Here is an 18,180-nt window from a genome sequence, read left to right on the forward strand (position 1 = left end):
CCGGGGGGTGAGGCGGCGTCAGACGCCTTGCTTCAAGCTGGCGGTGATGAAGGCGTCCAAGTCGCCGTCCAGCACCTTCTGGGTGTTGGAGATTTCAACGTTGGTGCGCAAGTCCTTGATGCGGCTTTGGTCCAGCACGTAGGAGCGGATCTGGTGGCCCCAGCCCACATCGGTCTTGCTGTCCTCGAGCTTTTGCTGCTCGGCCAGGCGCTTTTTCATCTCGTGGTCATACAGGCGCGAGCGCAGGCGGCGCCAGGCCACGTCGCGGTTGCTGTGCTGGCTGCGGCCGTCCTGGCACTGCACCACGATGCCCGTGGGGATGTGGGTCAGGCGCACGGCAGAGTCGGTCTTGTTGATGTGCTGACCACCCGCACCGCTGGCGCGGAAGGTGTCGGTGCGCACATCAGAGGGGTTGATTTCGATCTCGATGGAGTCGTCCACCTCGGGGTAGACGAAGAGCGAGGCGAAGCTGGTGTGGCGGCCGCCGGAGCTGTCGAAGGGGCTTTTGCGCACCAGGCGGTGCACGCCGGTTTCGGTGCGCAGCAGGCCAAAGGCGTACTCGCCCTCGACCTTGATGGTGGCACTCTTGATGCCGGCCACATCGCCTTCGGTTTGCTCTTCCACGTCGGCCTTGAAGCCTTTGCGCTCGCAGTACTTCAGGTACTGGCGCAGCAGCATGCCGGCCCAGTCGCAAGCCTCGGTGCCACCGGCGCCGGCCTGGATGTCGATGAAGCAGTTGCTCGGGTCCGCGGGGTTGTTGAACATGCGGCGGAATTCGAGCTCTTCGACCTTGGCGCTCAAGCCCTGGGCGTCGGCCTCAATGGCGGCCAAACCGTCGAAGTCGTCTTCGGCCTTGCTCATCTCGAAGAGTTCGAGGTTGTCGGCCAGGTTGCTGGTGAGGTGGTTGATGGTGTCCACCACTTGCTCCAGCGAGCGCTTTTCTTTGCCCAGTTCCTGCGCCCGCTTGGGCTCATTCCAGACGGCGGGGTTTTCCAGGGCAGCGTTGACTTCGTTCAACCGCAGTGCTTTGCGGTCGTAGTCAAAGATACCCCCTTAGCGCGTCGGTACGCGCTTGCAGATCGGCCAATGCATTGCCGATAGCGTTGATCTGTTCGATGTCCATGGTGTCTCTTCTGTGGCGGCAGCATGCCGCGGTCAGCCCGCCATTTTCACATGCCCGCACAAGCCCCAAGGCATGGTGCAGCAGCCAGCGCGCACAATCACCGCATGCACCCCCCAGATGCCGCCCCAAGCCCCGCAGCCCTGCGCCGCGCCGCGCTGCAGCGCCATTTCTGGCGCAGCACCCTGGCGTTGACGGTGGCTTTGCTGTTTGTGTGGTTTTTGGTCAGCGTCGTTGTGACCTGGTTTGCGCGCGAGCTCAGCTTTGACTTCTTCGGCTGGCCCTTCAGCTTTTGGATGGCCGCGCAAGGCGGCCTGGTGGTGTTCTGCCTGATCGTGTTTTTCTACGCCCGCACCATGAACCGGCTCGATGAGCTGCACGCTGCCGCACTCGCGCAGTGCGCGGCCGAGGAGGCGGCGGAGCCTCAGGCGGCCGGGGCGCCTTCGTCCGGCGCTTCCAGCGGCTGACCGAGCTGGGCCAGGCGGGTTTGCGCGCGCGCCAGGTTCTGGCGCAGCTGGGTGAGGGCGGTGTCGCGCTCGGCCAGCACCGCGTTCAGGCGCTGCACCTCTTGCTGCAAGGCGCTGACCTGGGCTTCAAAACCGGCGCGCTGCGCGTCGGTGAGGGGCTCGGCGCTGCCGCTGTGGGTGTCGGTCTGGCTGTCAGTCTGGCTGTTGGCGGGCTCGGCGTTGTCGGCGGCTTTGCGTGGCTGGCGCGTGGCGCGCAGTTGCTTGGCGGTGTCGCGCAGCGCCTTCTTGCCCCCGGCGGCGGCCTGCGCCTGCTGTTCCGTGGGCAGCTCGGTGAGGATGGCCGCGGCGCTGATGGAAATCTCCCCCGCCTTGACCGCCGCCACCAACTCGGGCGCTGCGGCTTTTTGGATTTTTTCGATCTGGCTCACCGTGGCGGCGCTGATGCGCGCGGCACGCGCTACGGCCTCGCGGCTTTTGAGCGCGGGTGCGGGTGGCAGCTCGGGGCTGGCTGAGGCGCTTGCGCCACTGCCGTCTTCGCCCTCCCAGGGCGCGGGTGCGGCTTCTGACTCGGCTTCGGTGGCGGCGGCCGTGTCGTCGGGCGCCAGGGCGCCGCGGCGGCGGGTTTCGAGAATCTCTTTCTTGCGCAGGGCCAGCACGCCGCGCTGGAAATCCGACACGCTGCGCCGACCCAGGTGCTGGTCAATCATCCACAGGTGCACGTCTTCCATGCTTTTGAAGCGCGGGTTTTGCACCGTCTCAAAAGGCAGGCCGTGCTTGGTGCAGATGCCGTAGCGGTTGTGGCCATCCACCAGCACATCGCCCCACAGCACCAGCGCATCGCGGCAGCCTTCGGCCAGGATGGAGCGCTCCAGCGCAGCGTGCTCGTCGGGGGTGAGCGGGTCGATATAGGCGCGCAGTTCTTCTAGGACAACGATGTTCATGGCACAGCAACAGCACAGGGACGGGGCGCGGATTGTAAGGAGCGGCATACGCATATGCCGCTCCTTACTGCTAAGGCCGTTGGTCCCGCTTGCGACTGTGTTGAGCTGGTGGCCTTAGCGCTTGGTCACCTTGACGGTGACGATTTCAGAACCGCCCAAGCCCAAAACGGTAGGATTGGTCACCAGCAGCTGGCCGTTGATGGTCAGCTGGCAGCTTTGTGAATAGGCCTTGACTTCAGCGGATTTCGCGCAGTTGTTGCCGCCTACCCACTCCACGATCACGCCGTTGGTGCTGCTGGTGACTTCTGCTTGATAGTTGCCAGCAGACAAGGTGTAGCTGCGAAACATGCCTTCAGACAGCGTGACGGACTCATTCACGACAACGTTGTTGCCGTTGCTGTCGCCACCTTCACCGCCTCCGCATGCAGTAAGTGCCACGGTTGCCAATGCCAGGAATGCTTTTGTTGCGGATGACTTCATAACGAACTTCAGTTGTAGATGAGCTATCGGTGCGTCGCACCGAACGAGGGAGCGGTATTGAAGCTGCGCTCAGTCGGATAGCCCATCCCTATTTGTGGGGGAAGTTGCTGTCAATCGCACCGCGGTGCGCTGTCAATACAGCCGCACCACTTCGTCGGCCAGCAGCGCGGCGTCTTCGGGGTCGTGGGTGACGAGCAGGGTGGGGATTTGGCTGTGGGCCTGGAGCTGGGCCAAGTCCTGGCGCAGCTGGGTGCGCAGCGTGCTGTCGAGGGCGGCAAAGGGTTCGTCCAGCAACAGGGCCAGGGGCTCGGGAGCGAGGGCGCGGGCCAGGGCGGCGCGCTGGCGCTGGCCGCCCGAGAGCTGGCTGGGCAGCAGCTCGGCCTGGGCCTGCAGCTGCATGCGTGCAAGCCACTGCGTGACGCGCGCGTCCTGTGCGGTGCGGCGCGGGTTGAGCCAGCCGGTTTGCAGGCCAAAGGCGATGTTCTGGCGCAGCGTGAGGTGGGGGAAGAGCGCGTAGTCCTGAAACACCAGGCCGAGCTGGCGTTCATGCGGCGCCAGCGCCGTGCCGGCGCGGCTGTCGAGCAAGCTGCGCCCGAGGATGCGCACATGGTTGGCGTGCTTGGGGTCGGGCTGGGCCAGACCGGCAATCAGGCGCAGGCTGTGGGTTTTGCCGCAGCCCGAGGGCCCCAGCAGTGCCAGGCGCCGCGCGCTGCTGCGCAGCTCGAGCTTGAGCTCAAAGCGCTGCGCGCCCTGGCCCAGGGTGGCGTGCAGTTGCACGTCCCACACCAGGGGTGGGTGAGGGGTGTTGGGCGTCATGGTCGCTGAGGGGCGCGGGTGTTGTGCCCGGCCAGCAGGTGGTTGGCGCTGAGCAGCACCACCAGTGCGGTGATGGAGGTCAGCAGCACCAGGGCGTTGGCCAGCGGCGTCTGCCCGGCTTGCACGGCCTCGTACACGGCGATGGAGAGGGTTTGGGTGTGGCCGGGAATGCTGCCCGCCACCATCAGCGTGGCGCCAAACTCGCCCATGCCGCGCGCAAACGCCAGCAGCAGCCCGGCCAAAATGCCGCGCCAAGCCAGGGGCAGGCTGACGCGCAAAAACACGGCCCAGGGGCGCAGGCCCAGCGCCTGCGCGGCTTGCTCGAGCTGCGGGTCCACGGCCTCGAAGGCGGCGCGTGCGGCCTTGTAAACCAGGGGGAAGGACACCAGCGCGGCGGCCAGCACGGCGCCTTGCCAGGTGAAGATGAGCTGCAGCCCGAGTTGCTCCTGCAGCCAGCGGCCCAGGGCGCTTTGGCGCCCCACCAGCACCAGCAGGTAGTAGCCCAGCACCGTGGGCGGCAGCACCATGGGCAGGGTGAGCAAGGCGTCGAGCAGGCCGCGCCCGGCAAAGCTGCGCCGCGCCATGAGCCAGCCCAGGCCCACGCCTGTGAGCAGGTTCAAGAGCGTGGCCCAGGCCGCGACTTTGAGCGTGAGGCCCAGCGCCACGGCGGTGGCCTGCCAGGTGTCCGGGGTGAAGAGTTCAGCCAAAGGCACGGTGTGCTGACGGTCGGTTTTCAGGGCGCGCTAAAGCCATGCGCGCGCAGCAGCTGCAAGGCGGCGGGGCTTTGGCTGTAGCTCACCCAGGCCTGGGCCCACACAGGCTGCTGGCTGTGGCGCGTCACGGCTTGGGCGTAGCGTATGGGGGTGGGTGTGCCCAAGGGCAGCATCGGGCCCAATCGGTCCTGGCTGCCATGGATGTCGCTGGCGTAGACAAAGGCGGCATCCACCTCGCCGCGCAGCACGTAGTCCAGGGCCTGGCGCACATTCAGCGTGGTGATGAGGCGTGCTTGCACGGCCTGCCACAGCCCGGCCTGCTCCAGCACGGCGCGTGCCCAGCGCCCGGCGGGCACGCTGCCTGCGTGACCGATGGCGATGCGCTGCACGCCTTTGGTCTGCGCCAAGGCTTGCAAGCTGCCCAGCGCGGCGCCACCCTTGGCCTGGACCAGCACCAGGGTGTTGCCCACCACGTTGTGGCGGCTGCTCTCCTGAATCAAGCCCTGGCGCTGGGCCAGGTCCATGCTTTCTTGATCGGCCGTGGCCAGCACGTCCACCGGCGCGCCTTGCGCCAACTGCTGCACCAGGGTGCCTGAGGCCGCGGTGTTGAGCCGCACCTGCACGCCAGGGTTTTGGGCCTCAAAGCGCGCGGCCAGGGCTTTGTACGCCGGGCCCAGGCTGGCTGCGGCGGAGACCGTCAGCTCAGCCCGGGGCTGGGCGTGTGTCAGCGTCGCAGCACTCATGCTCAAGGCGCCCAGCAGGCCCAGCAGCCCCATCAGGAGCGGGCGACGCCGCGCCGGCTGCGCTGTGTGTGCCTGGGTGCTGGTGGCCATGCTCATGGCGCGTTGCCGATGTGTTGCTGCAGGAAGGCTTCCACGCGCTGCGCAAAATCAACCCGGTTTTTGACCTTGCGCCAGCCATGCCCTTCACCCGGGTAGACCACGTATTGCGGTGGGTTGCCAGCTTTTTCCAGGGCCTCGCGCATGCGGGTGCCGTGCGCCAGGGGCACGCGCACATCGTTCTCACCCATGGCCAGCAGCACCGGGCGCTTGAGCCGCGCGGCTTGGTGCACGGGCGAGTTGGCCTCCAGCATGGCGCGGTCTTCTTTGGCGCGCCCGATGGTGTCGGCCATGCCGTATTTGCGGAAGTTGCCGGTGTCGTCATTCACGCGCCACGAGCCTTCCACCAGCAGAGGCAGATCGGTCACGGCCACCCAAGACACGCCGCAGCGGTAGAGCTCGGGGTGGCGAATCAGGCCCATCAGCGTGGCGTAGCCGCCGTAGCTGGCACCGGCAATGCAGGCGCGCTCGGGATCGGCCAAGCCCTCTTTGCGGGCCCACAGCAGGGCGTCAGCCACGTCGTCTTGCATGGCTTGGCCCCATTGCTTGAAGCTGGCACGGTAGTGCTGGGCGCCATAGCCCGTGCTGCCACGGAATTCCGGGGCAATGACCAGATAGCCGCGTGAGGCCAGGAACTGTTCCATGGGCTCCCATTCCCACTGTCCACCGCGCACCCAGGGGCCGCCGTGCACCATCACCACCGTGGGGGCGGGCTTGCCGGGCTTCACGCCCTGGGGCAGGGTGATCCACACCGGCATGTCGCGCCCGTCGCGGGTTTTGATGCGCTGGAAGTCCACGCTGGCCATGCGGCGTGGGTCGATTTCCGGGCGCACGCCGCCTATGGTTTCCCACTGCTTTTCTGCCGCGCGGTAGATCCAGTACTCGCCGGGCGAGCGGTCGCTGTAGGAGTGCACCAGCACCACGGCATCGGCTTGTGAGCAACGGCGGCAGCTCAGCACATTGATGCGGCCGGGCAGCTTTTCGTCCGCCAGCGCCTGCAGGGCTTTGAGCTCAGGCTTGAGCCAGACGGTTTGACGCGCATCGGTCAGAACGTCCACGCCCATGAGCTGGCCCGCCTCCATGCGCAGCCGACCCGTGAAGTCAAACCCCGGTGTGGAGACGATGGCTTGTGCCTCGGGGCGGCCGCTGCTGAAGTCAAAGCGCTTGAGCTCGGCTTCGCCTTGTGCGCCGGTGTTGGTGTTGACGTAGAGCGCGCCTTGCGTGTCGACGGCAATGGGGTCGAACGGCGCCTCCAGCGGGGGGGTGTCAAACAGTGTGCGCCAGGTGTTCTCGGCCTTGAGGTCGCGCCAATGCGCGCTCACCCGGCCTTTGTCCAAGGCAATGGCCAGGCGCACCTGCCCATTGTTGTCGAACAGCCACTGCTGTACGTTGTCGGGGGCGCCCAAGACACCGGCGTTGCGCGTGCGGCCGGTTTCGGTGTTGAGCCACAGCGGGGTGACGGATTGCAGCTGCCGGTCGCCGCTGAAATTCAAGCGCCCAACGATGACTTCGTTTGGTATTTCGGCAGCGGTGTTTTGGAGGCTCCACAACAGCATGTGGTTCCACTCCAGCGAGCGGTCTGCCCCGCCACCGGTCACAAACTGAGCCTGGCGCTTGACCAGCAGGCGCTGGTTTTTGCCGTCGCGGTCCATGGCAATGAGGCCCGGGGCATATTCGTCAGCGTTGGCGTCGTCTTTGAGATCGCCCACGCTGAAGACCAGGCGCTGGTCGCTTGTCCAGTGGAAGTCGATGACGTCAGCGTCTTTGTAGTGGGCAATGCGCTGGGCTTGGATGGAGGGTTTGAAGCTCACCACCACCAGGGCCACGCGGTCTGAGCCGTGCGAGGTGGTCAGGGCCAGATAGTCCCCCGAGGGCGAGAGTTTGGCCTCCAGCGTGCGCGCGTGCTGGAAGAAGAACTCCAGCGGCACGGGGGGCACGCGCTCGGGCGGGCTCTCTGCCTGGCTGGCCGCGCCCAGCAGGGCCAAGCCCAAAACAGCGGCGTGGGCCGTGCGCTTGAGGGCGCGCTTGAGCGGCTGAGGCATGTGCATGACGAACAATCTCCTGTGATGTGCGGACGTTGTGGTGCAGGGGCGGAGTTTGGGGATTTGAGAGCGATGCGGGCTCAGGCCAGAAAACGCTCCAGCAGCTGAGCCAGGGCCTGGGGCTGGTCGTGGTGCAGCATGTGGCCGGCTTGCGCCAGGCGCTGGCGCTGCAGCTGTGGCACGCAAGCCAGGCGCTGCTGCAGCTCGGCGTCGCCGTAGCGGTCGCCAAATATTTGCGTGGGGCTGCTGTGCTCGCCTTGCACCCACAGCGTGGGGGCCTGGATGAGGCGCCAGCCCGCCAGGATTTCGGCGCTGCGATAGAGCATGGGGTGGCTGCGTTTGTGCAGCGGGTCAGCCAGCAGCTGCCACTGGCCGTCGGGCAGTTCCCGCGCCCACTGACGGGCCAGCCACTGGGCTTTGTCGGGGCTGAGGCGTGGGTTGTTTTTGCGCAGGCGCAGCGCCACCGCGTCCGCACTGGGGTAGTGGCGCAGCTCGGGGCGTTGGCGCAGCTCGTCCAGCCACATTGCCAGGCGGCCGGGGGCTTGCTCGGGCTGGGTGTCGGGCAGTCCAAAGCCTTCCAGGTTGATGAGCCGGCGCACCCGGCGCGGGCGCACGCCGGCGTAGCTCATCACCACATTGCCGCCCATGCTGTGGCCCAGCAGGTCCACGCTCGCTTGGGGGCTGAGGAGGTCGAGCAAGGCGTCGAGGTCGCCCAGGTAGTCGGGGAACCAGTAGCCGTCGGCCGGGGTGCCGTCGCTGTGGCCAAAGCCGCGCCAGTCCAGGGCCACCACGGCGCGGTCCTGGGCCATGGCGTCGACCAAAAACTGGAAGGAGGCGGCCACGTCCATCCAGCCATGCAACAGCACCAGCAGGGGTGTTTCAGGGCCGGGCGGTGGGCCCCACTGCAGCAGGTGTTGGCGCAGCCCGCGCAGCGTCACAAAGCTGCTGCGCGCTGTCCGGGTGGGGGTGTAGAGGCTCACGATTGCGGCGCGGCTGCGTCCAGCCAGGGGCGCAGCAGCTCGGGCGGGCGGGCAATGAGGGCGCGCTGCCCTTGCACGACGATGGGCCGCTGCAGCAGCTGCGGGTGTTGGGCCAGGGCCTGCAGCAGGGCTTCGTCGCTGAGTTCAGGGCGCTGCAACTGCAGCTCGCCGTAAAGCGTTTCGCCGTCGCGCAGCAAGGCGCGCGCACCGCCGCCCAGCAGGCTGCAGAGCTGGCGCAGCTGCGACAGCGTGGGAGGGTGCGAGAGGTAGTCGACGATCTCCGGCGCGTGGCCCAGCTCCTGCAGCAGGGCCAGCGCCTCGCGAGACTTGGAGCAGCGGGGGTTGTGATACAGAAGCATCCGCACAGTTTATGGGGCTTGCGCCAACGCGCGGGCGCTCTGTGCAGCGGCCTTACTCCGCGAATGAGGGGTGGATTTGCGTGCCGCGTGCCGCCACCAGGCGCGCGGTGTCAGGCCACTGCTCCTGGCCGGTGAGCTGGGTGCAGCTGCGCTTGGAGCCATCGGCCTCGGGGTCCGGGTCGCGGCGCTTGGGGTCGGGTGTGAGTGCTAGGCGCAGCGTGCGGCCTTGCTCGGGCCATTCCAGAGCCATGTCGGTGGACGGGGAACAGATGGTGATGCCGCGCAGCTCGGGCATCATCCAACGCACATACCAGGGAATAAGGTCACCGCGCAGCTTCTGCCCCAGGCGCACGATGCGCCGCACGGTGGCCAGGTCCAGCTGATCAGGGGGCGTGGTCAGTGTGACGAAGCCGTTAAACATCGCGCTGCCTTTGGGTAGATTGGCCACCAGCTCCAAGCCCTTGGCTTGCTCTGGCGCCACGGCGGGCACCGTAAAGCGGTGGCGGGCATTGATGGCCAAGGGCAGGTAACGATCGTCACTGATCAGAGCCAACTTGAGCGGGTCGGGCAAGGGGGTGTTGTCCTTGCTCTGGATTTTCATGGTCAGTGCAAACAAGCCTTCACCATGGTTTTGCAGCGTCCACAGCAGGGTGTTGAACTTTTCAAAGGCCATGGACACGCTGTTTTCGCGTTTGAGCTGCAAGTCCACGCGCGGCAGGTCGGCGTCCTGGCTGGCGGAAGCGGCCACTGGGGCCGCCGCAGCTTGGGGCTGGGTGGCTTGGGCTTGTGCCGCCAGGGGCGGCCAGGTGGTGGCGCCGCAAATCAGCAAGCTGGCGGTGAGGAGATTCAGGGAGTGTTTCATCGTGCGCATTGGCCTGTGGCTTGGGCGTAAACGAGTAAGGGAAGGCTGAGCAGGCCGGCGCCAGCCCCGGCAAACTCACCCTTGAGGCAATCGCCGTGACCGGCTTTTTGAATGTTTTGCCCCAGCCGGGTGCTGGCATCGGGGCGCTGCGGGGTTTGGGTGGCGGTGTCAGCACGCTCGGCCAGCAGCGGTGCCTTGCCCGCCTGGCCCAGCGCATGGCGTGTGCCCGCGCTTTGCAGCAGGCTGCCGTAACGAGGGGCCGAAGCCGGGACCTCGCTGGGTAGGGCGGCCTCAGCCACAGCGCTTGAGGGGCTCGGCGGCGCGGGGCTGGGTGTTGTGGGCTCTGGTGAGGCGCTCGGTGTGCGGCTGTCGCGTTCTCGCTGGGGCCGCTGCAGCACAGCGCGGGCGGCCGGGGGTTGCGCTGCGGGCGCTGCTGTGGGGGTGGGCTGTGTGCGTTCAGGCAGCAAGCGTAGGGTGATGAACTGGGCCGAGTCTGGAGGTTTGGTCGGAGTGTTCAGCACTGCGCGGCTCGCCATCCAGCCCAGCAATCCATGGCCAGCCAGCACCGCCAAAAGGGCAAAAATTCGCTGGGGTTTGGCGCGGCGCGGGGGCAGGGTAGAAGTGTCCGGCAGGTTCATTCAGGGGGCGCGCAGGGCTGGGTCGCTGTAGGCGCAGCATAGGCCCATATGGCGCGGGCCAAGCACCGCCCCCCCGAAAGAAGGTAGCCCAGAACCTTGGCCTGCGGCCTTGGGGCAAGCCGCAGTCCGCCCGTCTTGGCGCTTGAGGACAATGGCGCCATGAGCAAGAAATCAGCCCATGTCAGCGAGACGCCGGCCACGCAGTTTTTGCGCCGCCACGGCGTGGCTTTTGGCGAGCACCCTTACGACTATGTGGAGCATGGCGGCACCACCGAGTCGGCCCGGCAGCTGGGCGTGGACGAGCACCACGTCGTCAAGACCTTGGTGATGCAAGACGAGCATGCCCATCCCCTGGTGGTGCTGATGCACGGGGACTGCACCGTCAGCGTCAAAGAGCTGGCGCGACAAATTCCGTGCAAGAAAGTCGAGCCCTGCGCGCCTGAGGTGGCGCAGCGCCACAGCGGCTACCAGGTGGGGGGCACCTCGCCCTTTGGGCTGCGCAAGCCGCTGCCCATTTTTGTGCAGGAGTCGGTGCTGGCGCTGCCGCGCATCTACATCAACGGCGGGCGCCGCGGTTATTTGGTGAGTCTGGAGCCGGGCCTGCTGCAAACCCTGCTGCAGGCCCGTGCGGTGCGCTGCGCGCAAGGGCCGGCCGCGCGCGTGGGCGGTGCAGAATAGCGCCCCATGCAAGACATCCTCTATCCGTTGCTGGCCGCCTTGGCGGCCTATTTGTTGGGCTCGCTGTCCTTTGCCGTCATCATCAGCCGCGTCATGGGCTTGTCCGACCCGCGCAGCTATGGCTCGGGCAACCCGGGGGCCACCAATGTGCTGCGCTCAGGCAATAAAAAAGCCGCCGTGCTGACCCTGCTGTTCGATGCGCTCAAAGGCGTGCTGCCCGTGCTGGCCGTGCACTTCTGGGGCGAGCGCCTGGGCCTGGGCGAAGACAGCGCCGCGCTGGTGGGCCTGGCAGCTTTTGTGGGCCACCTCTGGCCGGTGTTCTTTCGCTTTCAAGGCGGCAAGGGTGTGGCCACGGCGGCCGGGGTGCTGCTGGCGCTCAATCCGCTGCTGGGTGGCGCCACACTGGCGTGCTGGCTGGCGGTGGCCTATGTCACGCGCTACTCCTCGCTGGCGGCGCTGTGTGCTGCGCTGTTTGCCCCCTTTTTCCAGATGCTGGTTTGGGGCGGCAGCCCCAGCGTGCTGGCTGTGGGCTTGATGAGCCTGCTGCTGATCTGGCGCCATGAGTCCAACATCAAAAAGCTGCTGGCCGGCACCGAGAGCAAGCTCGGCAGCAAGGCCAAGGCCGCCAGCGCCGCCGACGCCAAACATTCCTCCAAACCTAAGGCTTCTCGCAAATGAGCTCGATTGAACGCTTCGACGTGGGCCCGCGCCTGTCTGACATGGCCGTGCACCAGGGTGTGGTCTACCTGGCAGGCCAGGTGCCCAACGACTGCAGCAAAGACATCACCGGCCAGACCCAAGAGGTGCTGGACATGATTGACGCGCTGCTGGCGCGCGCGGGCAGCGACAAGAGCAAGATCTTGCGCGCCCAGATCTATATCGCCGACATCAGCGAGATCTCGGGCATGAACCTGGCCTGGGATGCCTGGGTCACTCCCGGCCACACGCCGCCGCGCGCCACCGTGCAGGCCGCGCTCGCCAACCCGGGCTGGAAGGTGGAGATCGTCATCACCGCAGCGGTGTGAGCTGTGCGCCGCTGAGCGAGCGGGAATTGACGCCGCTCAAGTTCGCTCAGCGCGCTGCCCCCTAGAGTGCTCGGCTTGACCGCTGCCCCAGGCAGCGGCTGCCAACTGCTGGGGGGATGCATGTCTACGGTGTTGTTTGAACGCGGCTCGCACCGCTGTCTGATGTTCTCGGAAGTGTCGTGCGACGAAGAGGGCGTTCAAGCTAACCAATTCCTGCTGGTCAATGGCAAGACCGGCGCCATCCTCGACCCCGGTGGCAATCTCGCCTACAACGACTTGTACCTGGGGATGAACCGCTACTTCCCGCCGCACAAGCTGGCGGGCATCTTGGCCTCCCACGCCGACCCCGACATCATTGCCTCGCTGGACCGCTGGATGACGGCCACCAGTGCGCCGGTCTACATCTCGCGCGTGTGGGAGCGCTTCATTCCGCACTTCTGCAAGCCCGGCAAAACCGTGGGCCGTGTGAAGGGCATTGCCGATGCGGGTGCGCGGCTGAGCTTGGGCGAGGGCGACGACCGTTTCGAACTGTGGGCGCTGCCTGCGCACTTTCTGCATGCCGAGGGCAATTTCCAGTTCTACGACCCGGTCAGCCGCATCTTGTTCTCGGGCGACTTGGGGGCATCGCTGGGCAGTGGGCTGCAGGCCAGCCAGGTGGTGACGGAGCTGGACCGCGCGCATGTGGGGCGCATGGAGGGCTTTCACCGCCGCTACATGGTCTCCAACAAAGTCATGCGGCTGTGGGCGCAGATGGTGTCGCAGCTGGACATTGACATGATCGTGCCCCAGCACGGCTCGCCCATGGCGGGTGCGGCGGTGCGCCAGTTCATCGACTGGGCGCGCGAACTGGACTGCGGCATTGACCTCATGAGCGGCGCCAACTACCGCATCCCCGACTGAATCGGGCCGGGGCGCTAGCATGGCGCCCATGATGAGCAGCTTTTTGTCGCGCTGGCGCGGTCTGGGTTCACTGGCCTTGGTGTTGGGGGTGGTGCTGGGCTTGTCGCAATGGGCGCGCTGGTCGCAGCAGGACCGCCACGCTGAGGCTCTGCGTCAGCTGCTGAGCCCCGGGCAGCTGCAGATGATCTCCAGCACCACATGCACCTATTGCGACCGCGCACGCACGTGGTTCACGCAAGAGCGCATTCCTTTTACCGAGTGCTATATCGAGCGCGACAAGGCCTGCCTGGCGCGCTATCAGGCGCTGGGCGCGCGCGGCACGCCGACTTTTGTGCTGCATGAGCAGGTGGTGCTGGGCCTGGACTTGCCGCGCCTGCAGGCGCTGGCCCAGCAGCAGCGCTGAAGGCTGTCAGTCTGCCGACAAGCCCAGGCGTTCCAGATCGCCCCCGCCGGTGCGCAGCACCACGGGCTCCTCAGCGCTCATGTCCACCACCGTGGTGGGCTGCATGGCGCAGGCTCCGGCGTCGATGATGAGCTGCACCAGGCGCTCGTAGCGCTCGGTGATTTCTTGCGGGTCGTTGAGTGGCTCGTGCTCGCCCGGTGGAATCAAGGTGGTGGCCAGCAGCGGTTGGCCCAGCACGGCCAGCAGCTCCTGGGTGACGCGGTGGTCCGGCACGCGCAGGCCTATGGTGCGCCGCGAGGGGTGGGAGATGCGTCGCGGCACCTCCTTGGTGGCTTGCAGGATGAAGGTGTAGGGCCCGGGCGTGGCGCTTTTGAGCAGGCGGTATTGGCGGTTGTCCACGCGCGCGTAGCTGGCCAGCTCCGAGAGGTCGCGGCACAGCAGGGTGAGCTGGTGTTTGTCGTCCACGCCGCGGATGCGCCGCAGCTGATCGACGGCGGCTTTGTCGTCGAGGTGGCAGACCAGGGCGTAGCTGGAGTCCGTGGGGATGGCGCCTATGCCGCCTTGATGCAGCAGCTGAGCGGCCTGGCGCAAAAAGCGCGGCTGGGGATTGAGCGGGTGAACTTCAAAGGTCTGAGCCATTGGCCCATTGTGCGGCGGCGCTGTGTGCCCTAGCGTTGCGTGCGGCGCACATTGAGCCACACCGAGGCGGCGCCGCAGGCACTGATGATGCCCATGCCCAGCCAACTCATGGCGTCAGGGTGGTGGTCAAAGGCCAGCAAACCGATGAGGGCCGCCGCGCCAATTTGCACGTAGATGAAGGGCATCAGCGTGGCTGTGGAGGCCAGACGCAGGGCCAGGATCAGGAGCAAGTGCCCCAGCGTGCCCAAGAGCCCGATGGCCAGCATCCAGCCCAGCTGCACGGCGCTGGCGCCCTGCAGTGCTGCCAAGAGCGGCTCGGCATAGAAGCACACCACTGGCAGCAAGAGCAGCGCGCCGGTGGCGCCGGTGTAGAGGTGTGTGGTGTAGGGGTCGTCCAAGCCGCTGAGCTTGGCGGTGAGCACTTGAAAGCAAGCATAGGTGCAGGCCCCGGCCAAGGGCGCCAGCACCTCCCAGCCAAAGCTGCCGCTGCCCGGGCGAATCATCACCAAAGCACCCGCAAAGCCGCCCAGCACCAGCGCCCAACGCAGCGCCGTCACGCGCTCTTGCAACACCATGCCCGCCAGCAGCGTGACGATGACGGGCGAGAGCATGTTGATGGCCGTGTACTCGCCCACGGGCATGTGCTGCACGCCCCAGAAGTTGATGCCGCTGGTGGCCAGCAACAAGCTGCCCCTGAGCAGCTGAAAGCGCGGGTGCGCCACGGCAAAGCCGCGCAGCGAACCCTGGCGGCGCGCCCGCAGGCCCAGCCACACCAGCATCACCACCGCCTGCGTGAGGTAGCGTGACCACAAAATCAAGAGCACCGGCAAGAAAGCACCGAGCCAGCGTATGGCCGAATCCATGGTGGCAAAGCACCAGGTCATCAGCACAATCAGCGCAATGCCCAGCCCTGCTTGGGGTGAGGCGCGCTTCACGGCTGGGTGCCGTGAGGCCAGTGGATGCGTTCTTGCAAGGCGCTCCACACGGGCGTGAGGCGGCCGCTGAGGTGCTCACTCAGGCGCCCCAGGTCACAGCGGCTCTCTTCGGGGCTGTGAAAGTCCGAGCCACGCGAGGCCAGCAGCGAGAACTCCAGTGCGGTCTCGGTGTACTGCTGCATTTCGGCCAGGCTGTGGCTACCTGTCACCACCTCGATGCCACGCCCACCATGGGCCATGAACTCGGTGATCAAGGCATATTCCTCGGTGGGCGTGAAGCCGTAGCGGCCGGGGTGGGCAATGAGCGCCAAGCCGCCCGCACGGGTGATCCAGCCCACCGCGTCGCCCAGGCCGGCCCAGCGGTGCGGCACATAGCCGGGTTTGCCTTCGGTGAGAAAGCGGCGAAACACCTCGGGGACATCGCTGCAATGTCCGGCATCCACCAAAAAGCGCGCGAAGTGGGTGCGCGAAATCAGCTCGGGGTTGCCCACATAGCGCAGCGCGCCTTCAAACGCGCCCTTGATGCCCACGCTTTGCAAGCCCTGCGCCATTTCTTTGGCGCGTTGCTCGCGCCCGCCGCGGGTTTGACGCAAGCCCTCGATGAGCGCGCTGTCGTCGTGCTCAAAGCCCAGGCCCACGATGTGCACCACCTTGCCCGCAAAGCTCACGGAGATCTCGACCCCGGTGAGGTAGGGCAGACCCAAACTTTGGGCGGTGGCCATGGCGCGGGCCTGCCCAGAGACTTCGTCGTGGTCGGTCAGCGCCCAGAGTTCGACTCCGTTGGCCACGGCGCGCGCGGCCAAAGCCTCAGGGCTGAGGGTGCCGTCAGAGACGGTGGAGTGGCAATGCAAATCGGCATTGCTCTGAAGGTGCAGGGGGGAAGTCACAGGCCGTATTTTAGGCGAGGACCGTTTTGGGCGCGGGGCCTGGTTGTGCCTAGGGGCTTTGCAGCAGGGCTTGCGCGGGCATTTGTTGGGGGGCTTGAGCGATGATGTGAAGTCCTCCCACAAGCCCATAGGGCTGGCCTGCACGCATGAAGAGCTCAATCCCGCCCCAAGCCGATACACCCACAGCGCCCCTGGCTTGGCCGCTGCGCGTGCCTTTTGTGGAGGCGCTGGGCCTGGAGCTGTGGCGCTCAGAGGCCGGCCAGGCGCAGGTTCGCCTGGCGCTGCAAGACGCACAGCACAACGCCTGGGCGGTGGCGCATGGCGGCGTGCTCATGACGCTGCTGGATGTGTCCATGGCGCAGGCCGCGCGCAGCCTGGTGGCTGATGCCCCCACCATGGGTGTGGTGACGGTGGAACTCAAAACCAGCTTTATGCAGCCCGCACAAGGTGCGCTGTGCTGCGACGCGCAGGTGCTGCACCGCACGCCCACCCTGGCTTTTTGCCAGGCCGAGCTGCGCGATGCCGCCGGGCGCCTCTGCGCCCACGCCACGGGCAGCTTCAAGTACGTGCGCGCGCTGGCGGTGGGGCGTGGCTCGGTGCAGCGCCTTCCCTCCACCGAGCCGCAGGCTTGAGGCCCGCCCGCTTTAGAAAGTCTCCCACTCGTCGCTGCTGTGCGGTGAGGGCGCTGGTGCGGCCGTTGGCGGCTGGGCTGCAGATTTGGCGCTGACGGACAGCTTCTTGGCGGCGGGTGCGGGCTTGGGTGCAGGGCTGGCTGTGGCCTTGAGCGCTGCGCTGGCAGGGCGGGGTACTGCCTGCACGGGCTTGTGTGCCACGGGTGGGGCTGCTGGTGCAGTGCGGCTGTCGGTCTGGCTGAGCTTGAAGGCGGCCACAGCCTCGACCAACTGAGCGGCTTGCTGCTTGAGGCTTTCGGCTGCCGCGGCACTTTGCTCCACCAGCGCGGCGTTTTGCTGCGTGGCCTTGTCCATTTGGTTGACCGCCTCGCCCACCTGCGCCACGCCGGTGCTTTGCTCGCGGCTGGCGGTGGAGATCTCACCGACGATGTCGGTGACGCGGCGGATGGAGCTGACGACCTCGTCCATGGTGCTGCCCGCGCGGTCCACCAAGGCTGTGCCTTGCTCGACGCGCTCCACGCTGGCGTTGATGAGGGATTTGATTTCCTTGGCGGCCTCGGCCGAGCGTTGGGCCAGCAGACGCACCTCACCGGCCACCACGGCGAAGCCGCGGCCTTGCTCACCGGCGCGAGCGGCTTCGACGGCGGCGTTGAGCGCCAGGATGTTGGTCTGGAAGGCGATGCCGTCGATGACGGTGATGATGTCGGCAATCTTCTTGGAGCTGTCGTTGATGCCGCGCATGGTGTCCACCACCTCGGCCACGACCTGACCGCCTTGAAGCGCCACTTGCGAGGCACTCATGGCCAACTGGTTGGCTTGCTGGGCGTTGTCGGCGTTGTTGCGCACTGCCGACTCCACCTCGTTCATGGTGGCGGCGGTTTGCTCCAGCGCACTGGCTTGTTCTTCGGTGCGCTGCGACAGGTCGGCATTGCCTGTGGCGATTTCGGCGCTGGCCGTGGCCACGCTCTCGGCGTTGCTGCGCACGGACTGCACGGTGTCGCGCAGCTTGCTGCGCATGTGCTCGAGTTCCTGCAGCAGCTGCGCGGTTTCGTCTTTGCCCTTGGCGTGGATGGGCTGGGTCAGATCGCCCCTGGCGATGCGCGATGCGGCCTCCACTGCGGTTTTGATGGAGGCGGTCACACTGCGACTGATGAGCATGCCCAGGCCGACACCGATGGCCACCCCAGCCAGCACCAAAAAGGCTGTGAGATTGCGCATCTGGGCATAGGCCGATGCACCCTTTTCGGCCAGGGCCTGCGCATTGTTTTCTTTGCGCTCGGCCAGGGCGTCCAGCGCGGCGTAGACGCGGCTGACCTGGGGCTCGAACTCTTTGTACAAGACTTCGCTGCTGGTCTGCGAATGCCCGGCTGCTTCGGAGATGCTTTTTTGCAGCTTGCTCAGTGTGGGCAGGTAGGTGGACAGGGCTGTTTTGAGCTGCTGCACCTGGGTTCGACCCTGTGAGCTGGTGTAGAGGTTCTCGGCAGATTCGACATCGCGTTTGATTTCAACCACCAAGCCCTCAATCTTGGCCAGTTGCGCTTGGCGCTGCGAGGCGTCCTGCACCAGCATGGCGTTGCGCACATGGCGTCCGACACCGAGCAAGTGGATATGGGCACTTTTGATGCGCACGATGCCCAGGGTTTCGTACTGGTACATGCGCTCGGCGTTTTGCCGCAGCTGGTTCAGGTTGTAGATGCCAATCACATCCAGTCCGGCACCGATCACGGTGACGACGATGAAAGCGGTGATCAGCTGCGTGGTGATCTGAAATTGCGACAAGCGCATGGTGGGGTCCTCGGCAAGTGCTCACAGGGGCGCGGCCTT

At 66.4% G+C, this 18,180-nt stretch carries 22 protein-coding genes; 7 read left to right on the forward strand and 15 right to left on the reverse strand.

Annotation, left to right across the window (positions count from 1 at the left end):
• Positions 1-18: 18 nt before the first annotated feature.
• A protein-coding gene (gene prfB, locus ACG0Z6_RS03235) for a peptide chain release factor 2 (protein WP_394458624.1) occupies positions 19-1,123 on the reverse strand; the annotation gives its coding sequence in 2 pieces (ribosomal slippage) (positions 19-1,041 and positions 1,043-1,123; 1,104 coding nt in all).
• Positions 1,124-1,227: 104 nt separating this feature from the next.
• On the opposite strand from prfB, the gene ACG0Z6_RS03240 reads away from it, so the two are divergent.
• Positions 1,228-1,587 (forward strand): DUF4212 domain-containing protein, encoded by a 360-nt coding sequence (locus ACG0Z6_RS03240; RefSeq protein ID WP_394458625.1) that lies wholly within the window; start codon positions 1,228-1,230, stop codon positions 1,585-1,587.
• On the opposite strand, the gene ACG0Z6_RS03245 is transcribed toward ACG0Z6_RS03240, so the two are convergent.
• From ACG0Z6_RS03245 to ACG0Z6_RS03290, 10 genes are all read right to left on the reverse strand, one after another.
• Complete coding sequence (locus ACG0Z6_RS03245; protein ID WP_394458626.1) at positions 1,545-2,528, reverse strand: ParB N-terminal domain-containing protein; 984 nt, start codon at positions 2,526-2,528, stop codon at positions 1,545-1,547. The two genes, ACG0Z6_RS03240 and ACG0Z6_RS03245, sit on opposite strands and share 43 nt — an antisense overlap.
• A 114-nt stretch (positions 2,529-2,642) precedes the next feature.
• A complete protein-coding gene (locus tag ACG0Z6_RS03250; RefSeq protein ID WP_394458627.1) occupies positions 2,643-3,008 on the reverse strand; it encodes a hypothetical protein in 366 nt (121 codons plus the stop codon).
• Between the two features lie 132 nt (positions 3,009-3,140).
• Positions 3,141-3,824 carry an ATP-binding cassette domain-containing protein gene (locus tag ACG0Z6_RS03255; RefSeq protein WP_394458628.1) on the reverse strand — a complete coding sequence of 228 codons (684 nt, stop codon included), beginning with the start codon at positions 3,822-3,824 and terminating at the stop codon, positions 3,141-3,143.
• Positions 3,821-4,531 carry a molybdate ABC transporter permease subunit gene (gene modB, locus ACG0Z6_RS03260; protein ID WP_394458814.1) on the reverse strand — a complete coding sequence of 237 codons (711 nt, stop codon included), beginning with the start codon at positions 4,529-4,531 and terminating at the stop codon, positions 3,821-3,823. The genes ACG0Z6_RS03255 and modB overlap by 4 nt, the downstream gene beginning before the upstream one ends.
• Positions 4,532-4,557: 26 nt before the next feature.
• The gene (modA, locus tag ACG0Z6_RS03265; RefSeq protein ID WP_394458629.1) at positions 4,558-5,376 is read right to left on the reverse strand and encodes a molybdate ABC transporter substrate-binding protein; all 819 of its coding nucleotides are present in this window, start codon (positions 5,374-5,376) and stop codon (positions 4,558-4,560) included.
• Positions 5,373-7,424, reverse strand: coding sequence for an alpha/beta hydrolase family protein (locus ACG0Z6_RS03270; protein WP_394458630.1), 2,052 nt, complete (start codon positions 7,422-7,424; stop codon positions 5,373-5,375). The genes modA and ACG0Z6_RS03270 overlap by 4 nt, the downstream gene beginning before the upstream one ends.
• A 74-nt stretch (positions 7,425-7,498) precedes the next feature.
• A complete protein-coding gene (locus tag ACG0Z6_RS03275) occupies positions 7,499-8,398 on the reverse strand; it encodes an alpha/beta fold hydrolase (RefSeq protein WP_394458631.1) in 900 nt (299 codons plus the stop codon).
• On the reverse strand, positions 8,395-8,757 hold the full coding sequence (gene arsC, locus ACG0Z6_RS03280) for an arsenate reductase (glutaredoxin) (protein WP_394458632.1): 363 nt from the start codon (positions 8,755-8,757) through the stop codon (positions 8,395-8,397). Before arsC ends, ACG0Z6_RS03275 begins: the two co-directional genes overlap by 4 nt.
• Positions 8,758-8,809: 52 nt before the next feature.
• Positions 8,810-9,619: a hypothetical protein gene (locus ACG0Z6_RS03285; protein WP_394458633.1), complete on the reverse strand. Its 810-nt coding sequence runs from the start codon at positions 9,617-9,619 to the stop codon at positions 8,810-8,812.
• A complete protein-coding gene (locus ACG0Z6_RS03290) occupies positions 9,616-10,257 on the reverse strand; it encodes a hypothetical protein (RefSeq protein ID WP_394458634.1) in 642 nt (213 codons plus the stop codon). Before ACG0Z6_RS03290 ends, ACG0Z6_RS03285 begins: the two co-directional genes overlap by 4 nt.
• Positions 10,258-10,416: 159 nt before the next feature.
• Between ACG0Z6_RS03290 and ACG0Z6_RS03295 the strand changes: the two genes are divergently transcribed.
• The 5 genes from ACG0Z6_RS03295 to ACG0Z6_RS03315 all read left to right on the forward strand — a co-directional run bounded on the left by ACG0Z6_RS03295 (position 10,417) and on the right by ACG0Z6_RS03315 (position 13,263).
• Positions 10,417-10,935 (forward strand): aminoacyl-tRNA deacylase, encoded by a 519-nt coding sequence (locus ACG0Z6_RS03295; protein WP_394458635.1) that lies wholly within the window; start codon positions 10,417-10,419, stop codon positions 10,933-10,935.
• Positions 10,936-10,941: 6 nt separating this feature from the next.
• Positions 10,942-11,613, forward strand: a complete 672-nt coding sequence (gene plsY, locus ACG0Z6_RS03300; protein WP_394458636.1) for a glycerol-3-phosphate 1-O-acyltransferase PlsY — start codon at positions 10,942-10,944, stop codon at positions 11,611-11,613.
• Complete coding sequence (locus ACG0Z6_RS03305; RefSeq protein WP_394458637.1) at positions 11,610-11,960, forward strand: RidA family protein; 351 nt, start codon at positions 11,610-11,612, stop codon at positions 11,958-11,960. Before plsY ends, ACG0Z6_RS03305 begins: the two co-directional genes overlap by 4 nt.
• 120 nt (positions 11,961-12,080) lie before the next feature.
• Positions 12,081-12,860 (forward strand): oxygen-binding di-iron domain-containing protein, encoded by a 780-nt coding sequence (locus ACG0Z6_RS03310; RefSeq protein WP_394458638.1) that lies wholly within the window; start codon positions 12,081-12,083, stop codon positions 12,858-12,860.
• 31 nt (positions 12,861-12,891) lie between these two features.
• Positions 12,892-13,263, forward strand: a complete 372-nt coding sequence (locus ACG0Z6_RS03315) for a glutaredoxin family protein (RefSeq protein ID WP_394458639.1) — start codon at positions 12,892-12,894, stop codon at positions 13,261-13,263.
• 6 nt (positions 13,264-13,269) lie between these two features.
• On the opposite strand, the gene ACG0Z6_RS03320 is transcribed toward ACG0Z6_RS03315, so the two are convergent.
• The 3 genes from ACG0Z6_RS03320 to ACG0Z6_RS03330 are packed head-to-tail and all read right to left on the reverse strand — an operon-like array spanning position 13,270 to position 15,724.
• Positions 13,270-13,902, reverse strand: a complete 633-nt coding sequence (locus tag ACG0Z6_RS03320) for an L-threonylcarbamoyladenylate synthase (RefSeq protein ID WP_394458640.1) — start codon at positions 13,900-13,902, stop codon at positions 13,270-13,272.
• 29 nt (positions 13,903-13,931) lie between these two features.
• Positions 13,932-14,837 carry a DMT family transporter gene (locus ACG0Z6_RS03325; RefSeq protein WP_394458641.1) on the reverse strand — a complete coding sequence of 302 codons (906 nt, stop codon included), beginning with the start codon at positions 14,835-14,837 and terminating at the stop codon, positions 13,932-13,934.
• Positions 14,834-15,724, reverse strand: coding sequence for a 3',5'-nucleoside bisphosphate phosphatase (locus ACG0Z6_RS03330; protein WP_394458642.1), 891 nt, complete (start codon positions 15,722-15,724; stop codon positions 14,834-14,836). Before ACG0Z6_RS03330 ends, ACG0Z6_RS03325 begins: the two co-directional genes overlap by 4 nt.
• 146 nt (positions 15,725-15,870) lie before the next feature.
• Here ACG0Z6_RS03330 and ACG0Z6_RS03335 point away from each other — a divergent pair, with 146 nt between their 5' ends.
• Positions 15,871-16,356, forward strand: a complete 486-nt coding sequence (locus tag ACG0Z6_RS03335; RefSeq protein WP_394458643.1) for a PaaI family thioesterase — start codon at positions 15,871-15,873, stop codon at positions 16,354-16,356.
• 12 nt (positions 16,357-16,368) lie between these two features.
• On the opposite strand, the gene ACG0Z6_RS03340 is transcribed toward ACG0Z6_RS03335, so the two are convergent.
• Positions 16,369-18,141: a methyl-accepting chemotaxis protein gene (locus ACG0Z6_RS03340; protein WP_394458644.1), complete on the reverse strand. Its 1,773-nt coding sequence runs from the start codon at positions 18,139-18,141 to the stop codon at positions 16,369-16,371.
• Positions 18,142-18,180: the final 39 nt, after the last annotated feature.

Origin of the sequence: Roseateles rivi, from assembly GCF_043555845.1 — a bacterium.
Lineage (GTDB): Bacteria > Pseudomonadota > Gammaproteobacteria > Burkholderiales > Burkholderiaceae_C > Roseateles > Roseateles rivi.

What these genes read in the sequence shown, in the direction of transcription:
- ACG0Z6_RS03240 (WP_394458625.1), top strand. Translation starts at nt 1,228, where the DNA reads ATGCACCCCCCAGATGCCGCCCCAAGCCCCGCAGCCCTGCGCCGCGCC.
- ACG0Z6_RS03245 (WP_394458626.1), bottom strand. Translation starts at nt 2,528, where the DNA reads ATGAACATCGTTGTCCTAGAAGAACTGCGCGCCTATATCGACCCGCTC.
- ACG0Z6_RS03250 (WP_394458627.1), bottom strand. Translation starts at nt 3,008, where the DNA reads ATGAAGTCATCCGCAACAAAAGCATTCCTGGCATTGGCAACCGTGGCA.
- ACG0Z6_RS03255 (WP_394458628.1), bottom strand. Translation starts at nt 3,824, where the DNA reads ATGACGCCCAACACCCCTCACCCACCCCTGGTGTGGGACGTGCAACTG.
- modA (WP_394458629.1), bottom strand. Translation starts at nt 5,376, where the DNA reads ATGAGCATGGCCACCAGCACCCAGGCACACACAGCGCAGCCGGCGCGG.
- ACG0Z6_RS03270 (WP_394458630.1), bottom strand. Translation starts at nt 7,424, where the DNA reads ATGCACATGCCTCAGCCGCTCAAGCGCGCCCTCAAGCGCACGGCCCAC.
- arsC (WP_394458632.1), bottom strand. Translation starts at nt 8,757, where the DNA reads ATGCTTCTGTATCACAACCCCCGCTGCTCCAAGTCTCGCGAGGCGCTG.
- ACG0Z6_RS03285 (WP_394458633.1), bottom strand. Translation starts at nt 9,619, where the DNA reads ATGAAACACTCCCTGAATCTCCTCACCGCCAGCTTGCTGATTTGCGGC.
- ACG0Z6_RS03290 (WP_394458634.1), bottom strand. Translation starts at nt 10,257, where the DNA reads ATGAACCTGCCGGACACTTCTACCCTGCCCCCGCGCCGCGCCAAACCC.
- ACG0Z6_RS03295 (WP_394458635.1), top strand. Translation starts at nt 10,417, where the DNA reads ATGAGCAAGAAATCAGCCCATGTCAGCGAGACGCCGGCCACGCAGTTT.
- plsY (WP_394458636.1), top strand. Translation starts at nt 10,942, where the DNA reads ATGCAAGACATCCTCTATCCGTTGCTGGCCGCCTTGGCGGCCTATTTG.
- ACG0Z6_RS03305 (WP_394458637.1), top strand. Translation starts at nt 11,610, where the DNA reads ATGAGCTCGATTGAACGCTTCGACGTGGGCCCGCGCCTGTCTGACATG.
- ACG0Z6_RS03310 (WP_394458638.1), top strand. Translation starts at nt 12,081, where the DNA reads ATGTCTACGGTGTTGTTTGAACGCGGCTCGCACCGCTGTCTGATGTTC.
- ACG0Z6_RS03315 (WP_394458639.1), top strand. Translation starts at nt 12,892, where the DNA reads ATGAGCAGCTTTTTGTCGCGCTGGCGCGGTCTGGGTTCACTGGCCTTG.
- ACG0Z6_RS03320 (WP_394458640.1), bottom strand. Translation starts at nt 13,902, where the DNA reads ATGGCTCAGACCTTTGAAGTTCACCCGCTCAATCCCCAGCCGCGCTTT.
- ACG0Z6_RS03335 (WP_394458643.1), top strand. Translation starts at nt 15,871, where the DNA reads ATGAAGAGCTCAATCCCGCCCCAAGCCGATACACCCACAGCGCCCCTG.
- ACG0Z6_RS03340 (WP_394458644.1), bottom strand. Translation starts at nt 18,141, where the DNA reads ATGCGCTTGTCGCAATTTCAGATCACCACGCAGCTGATCACCGCTTTC.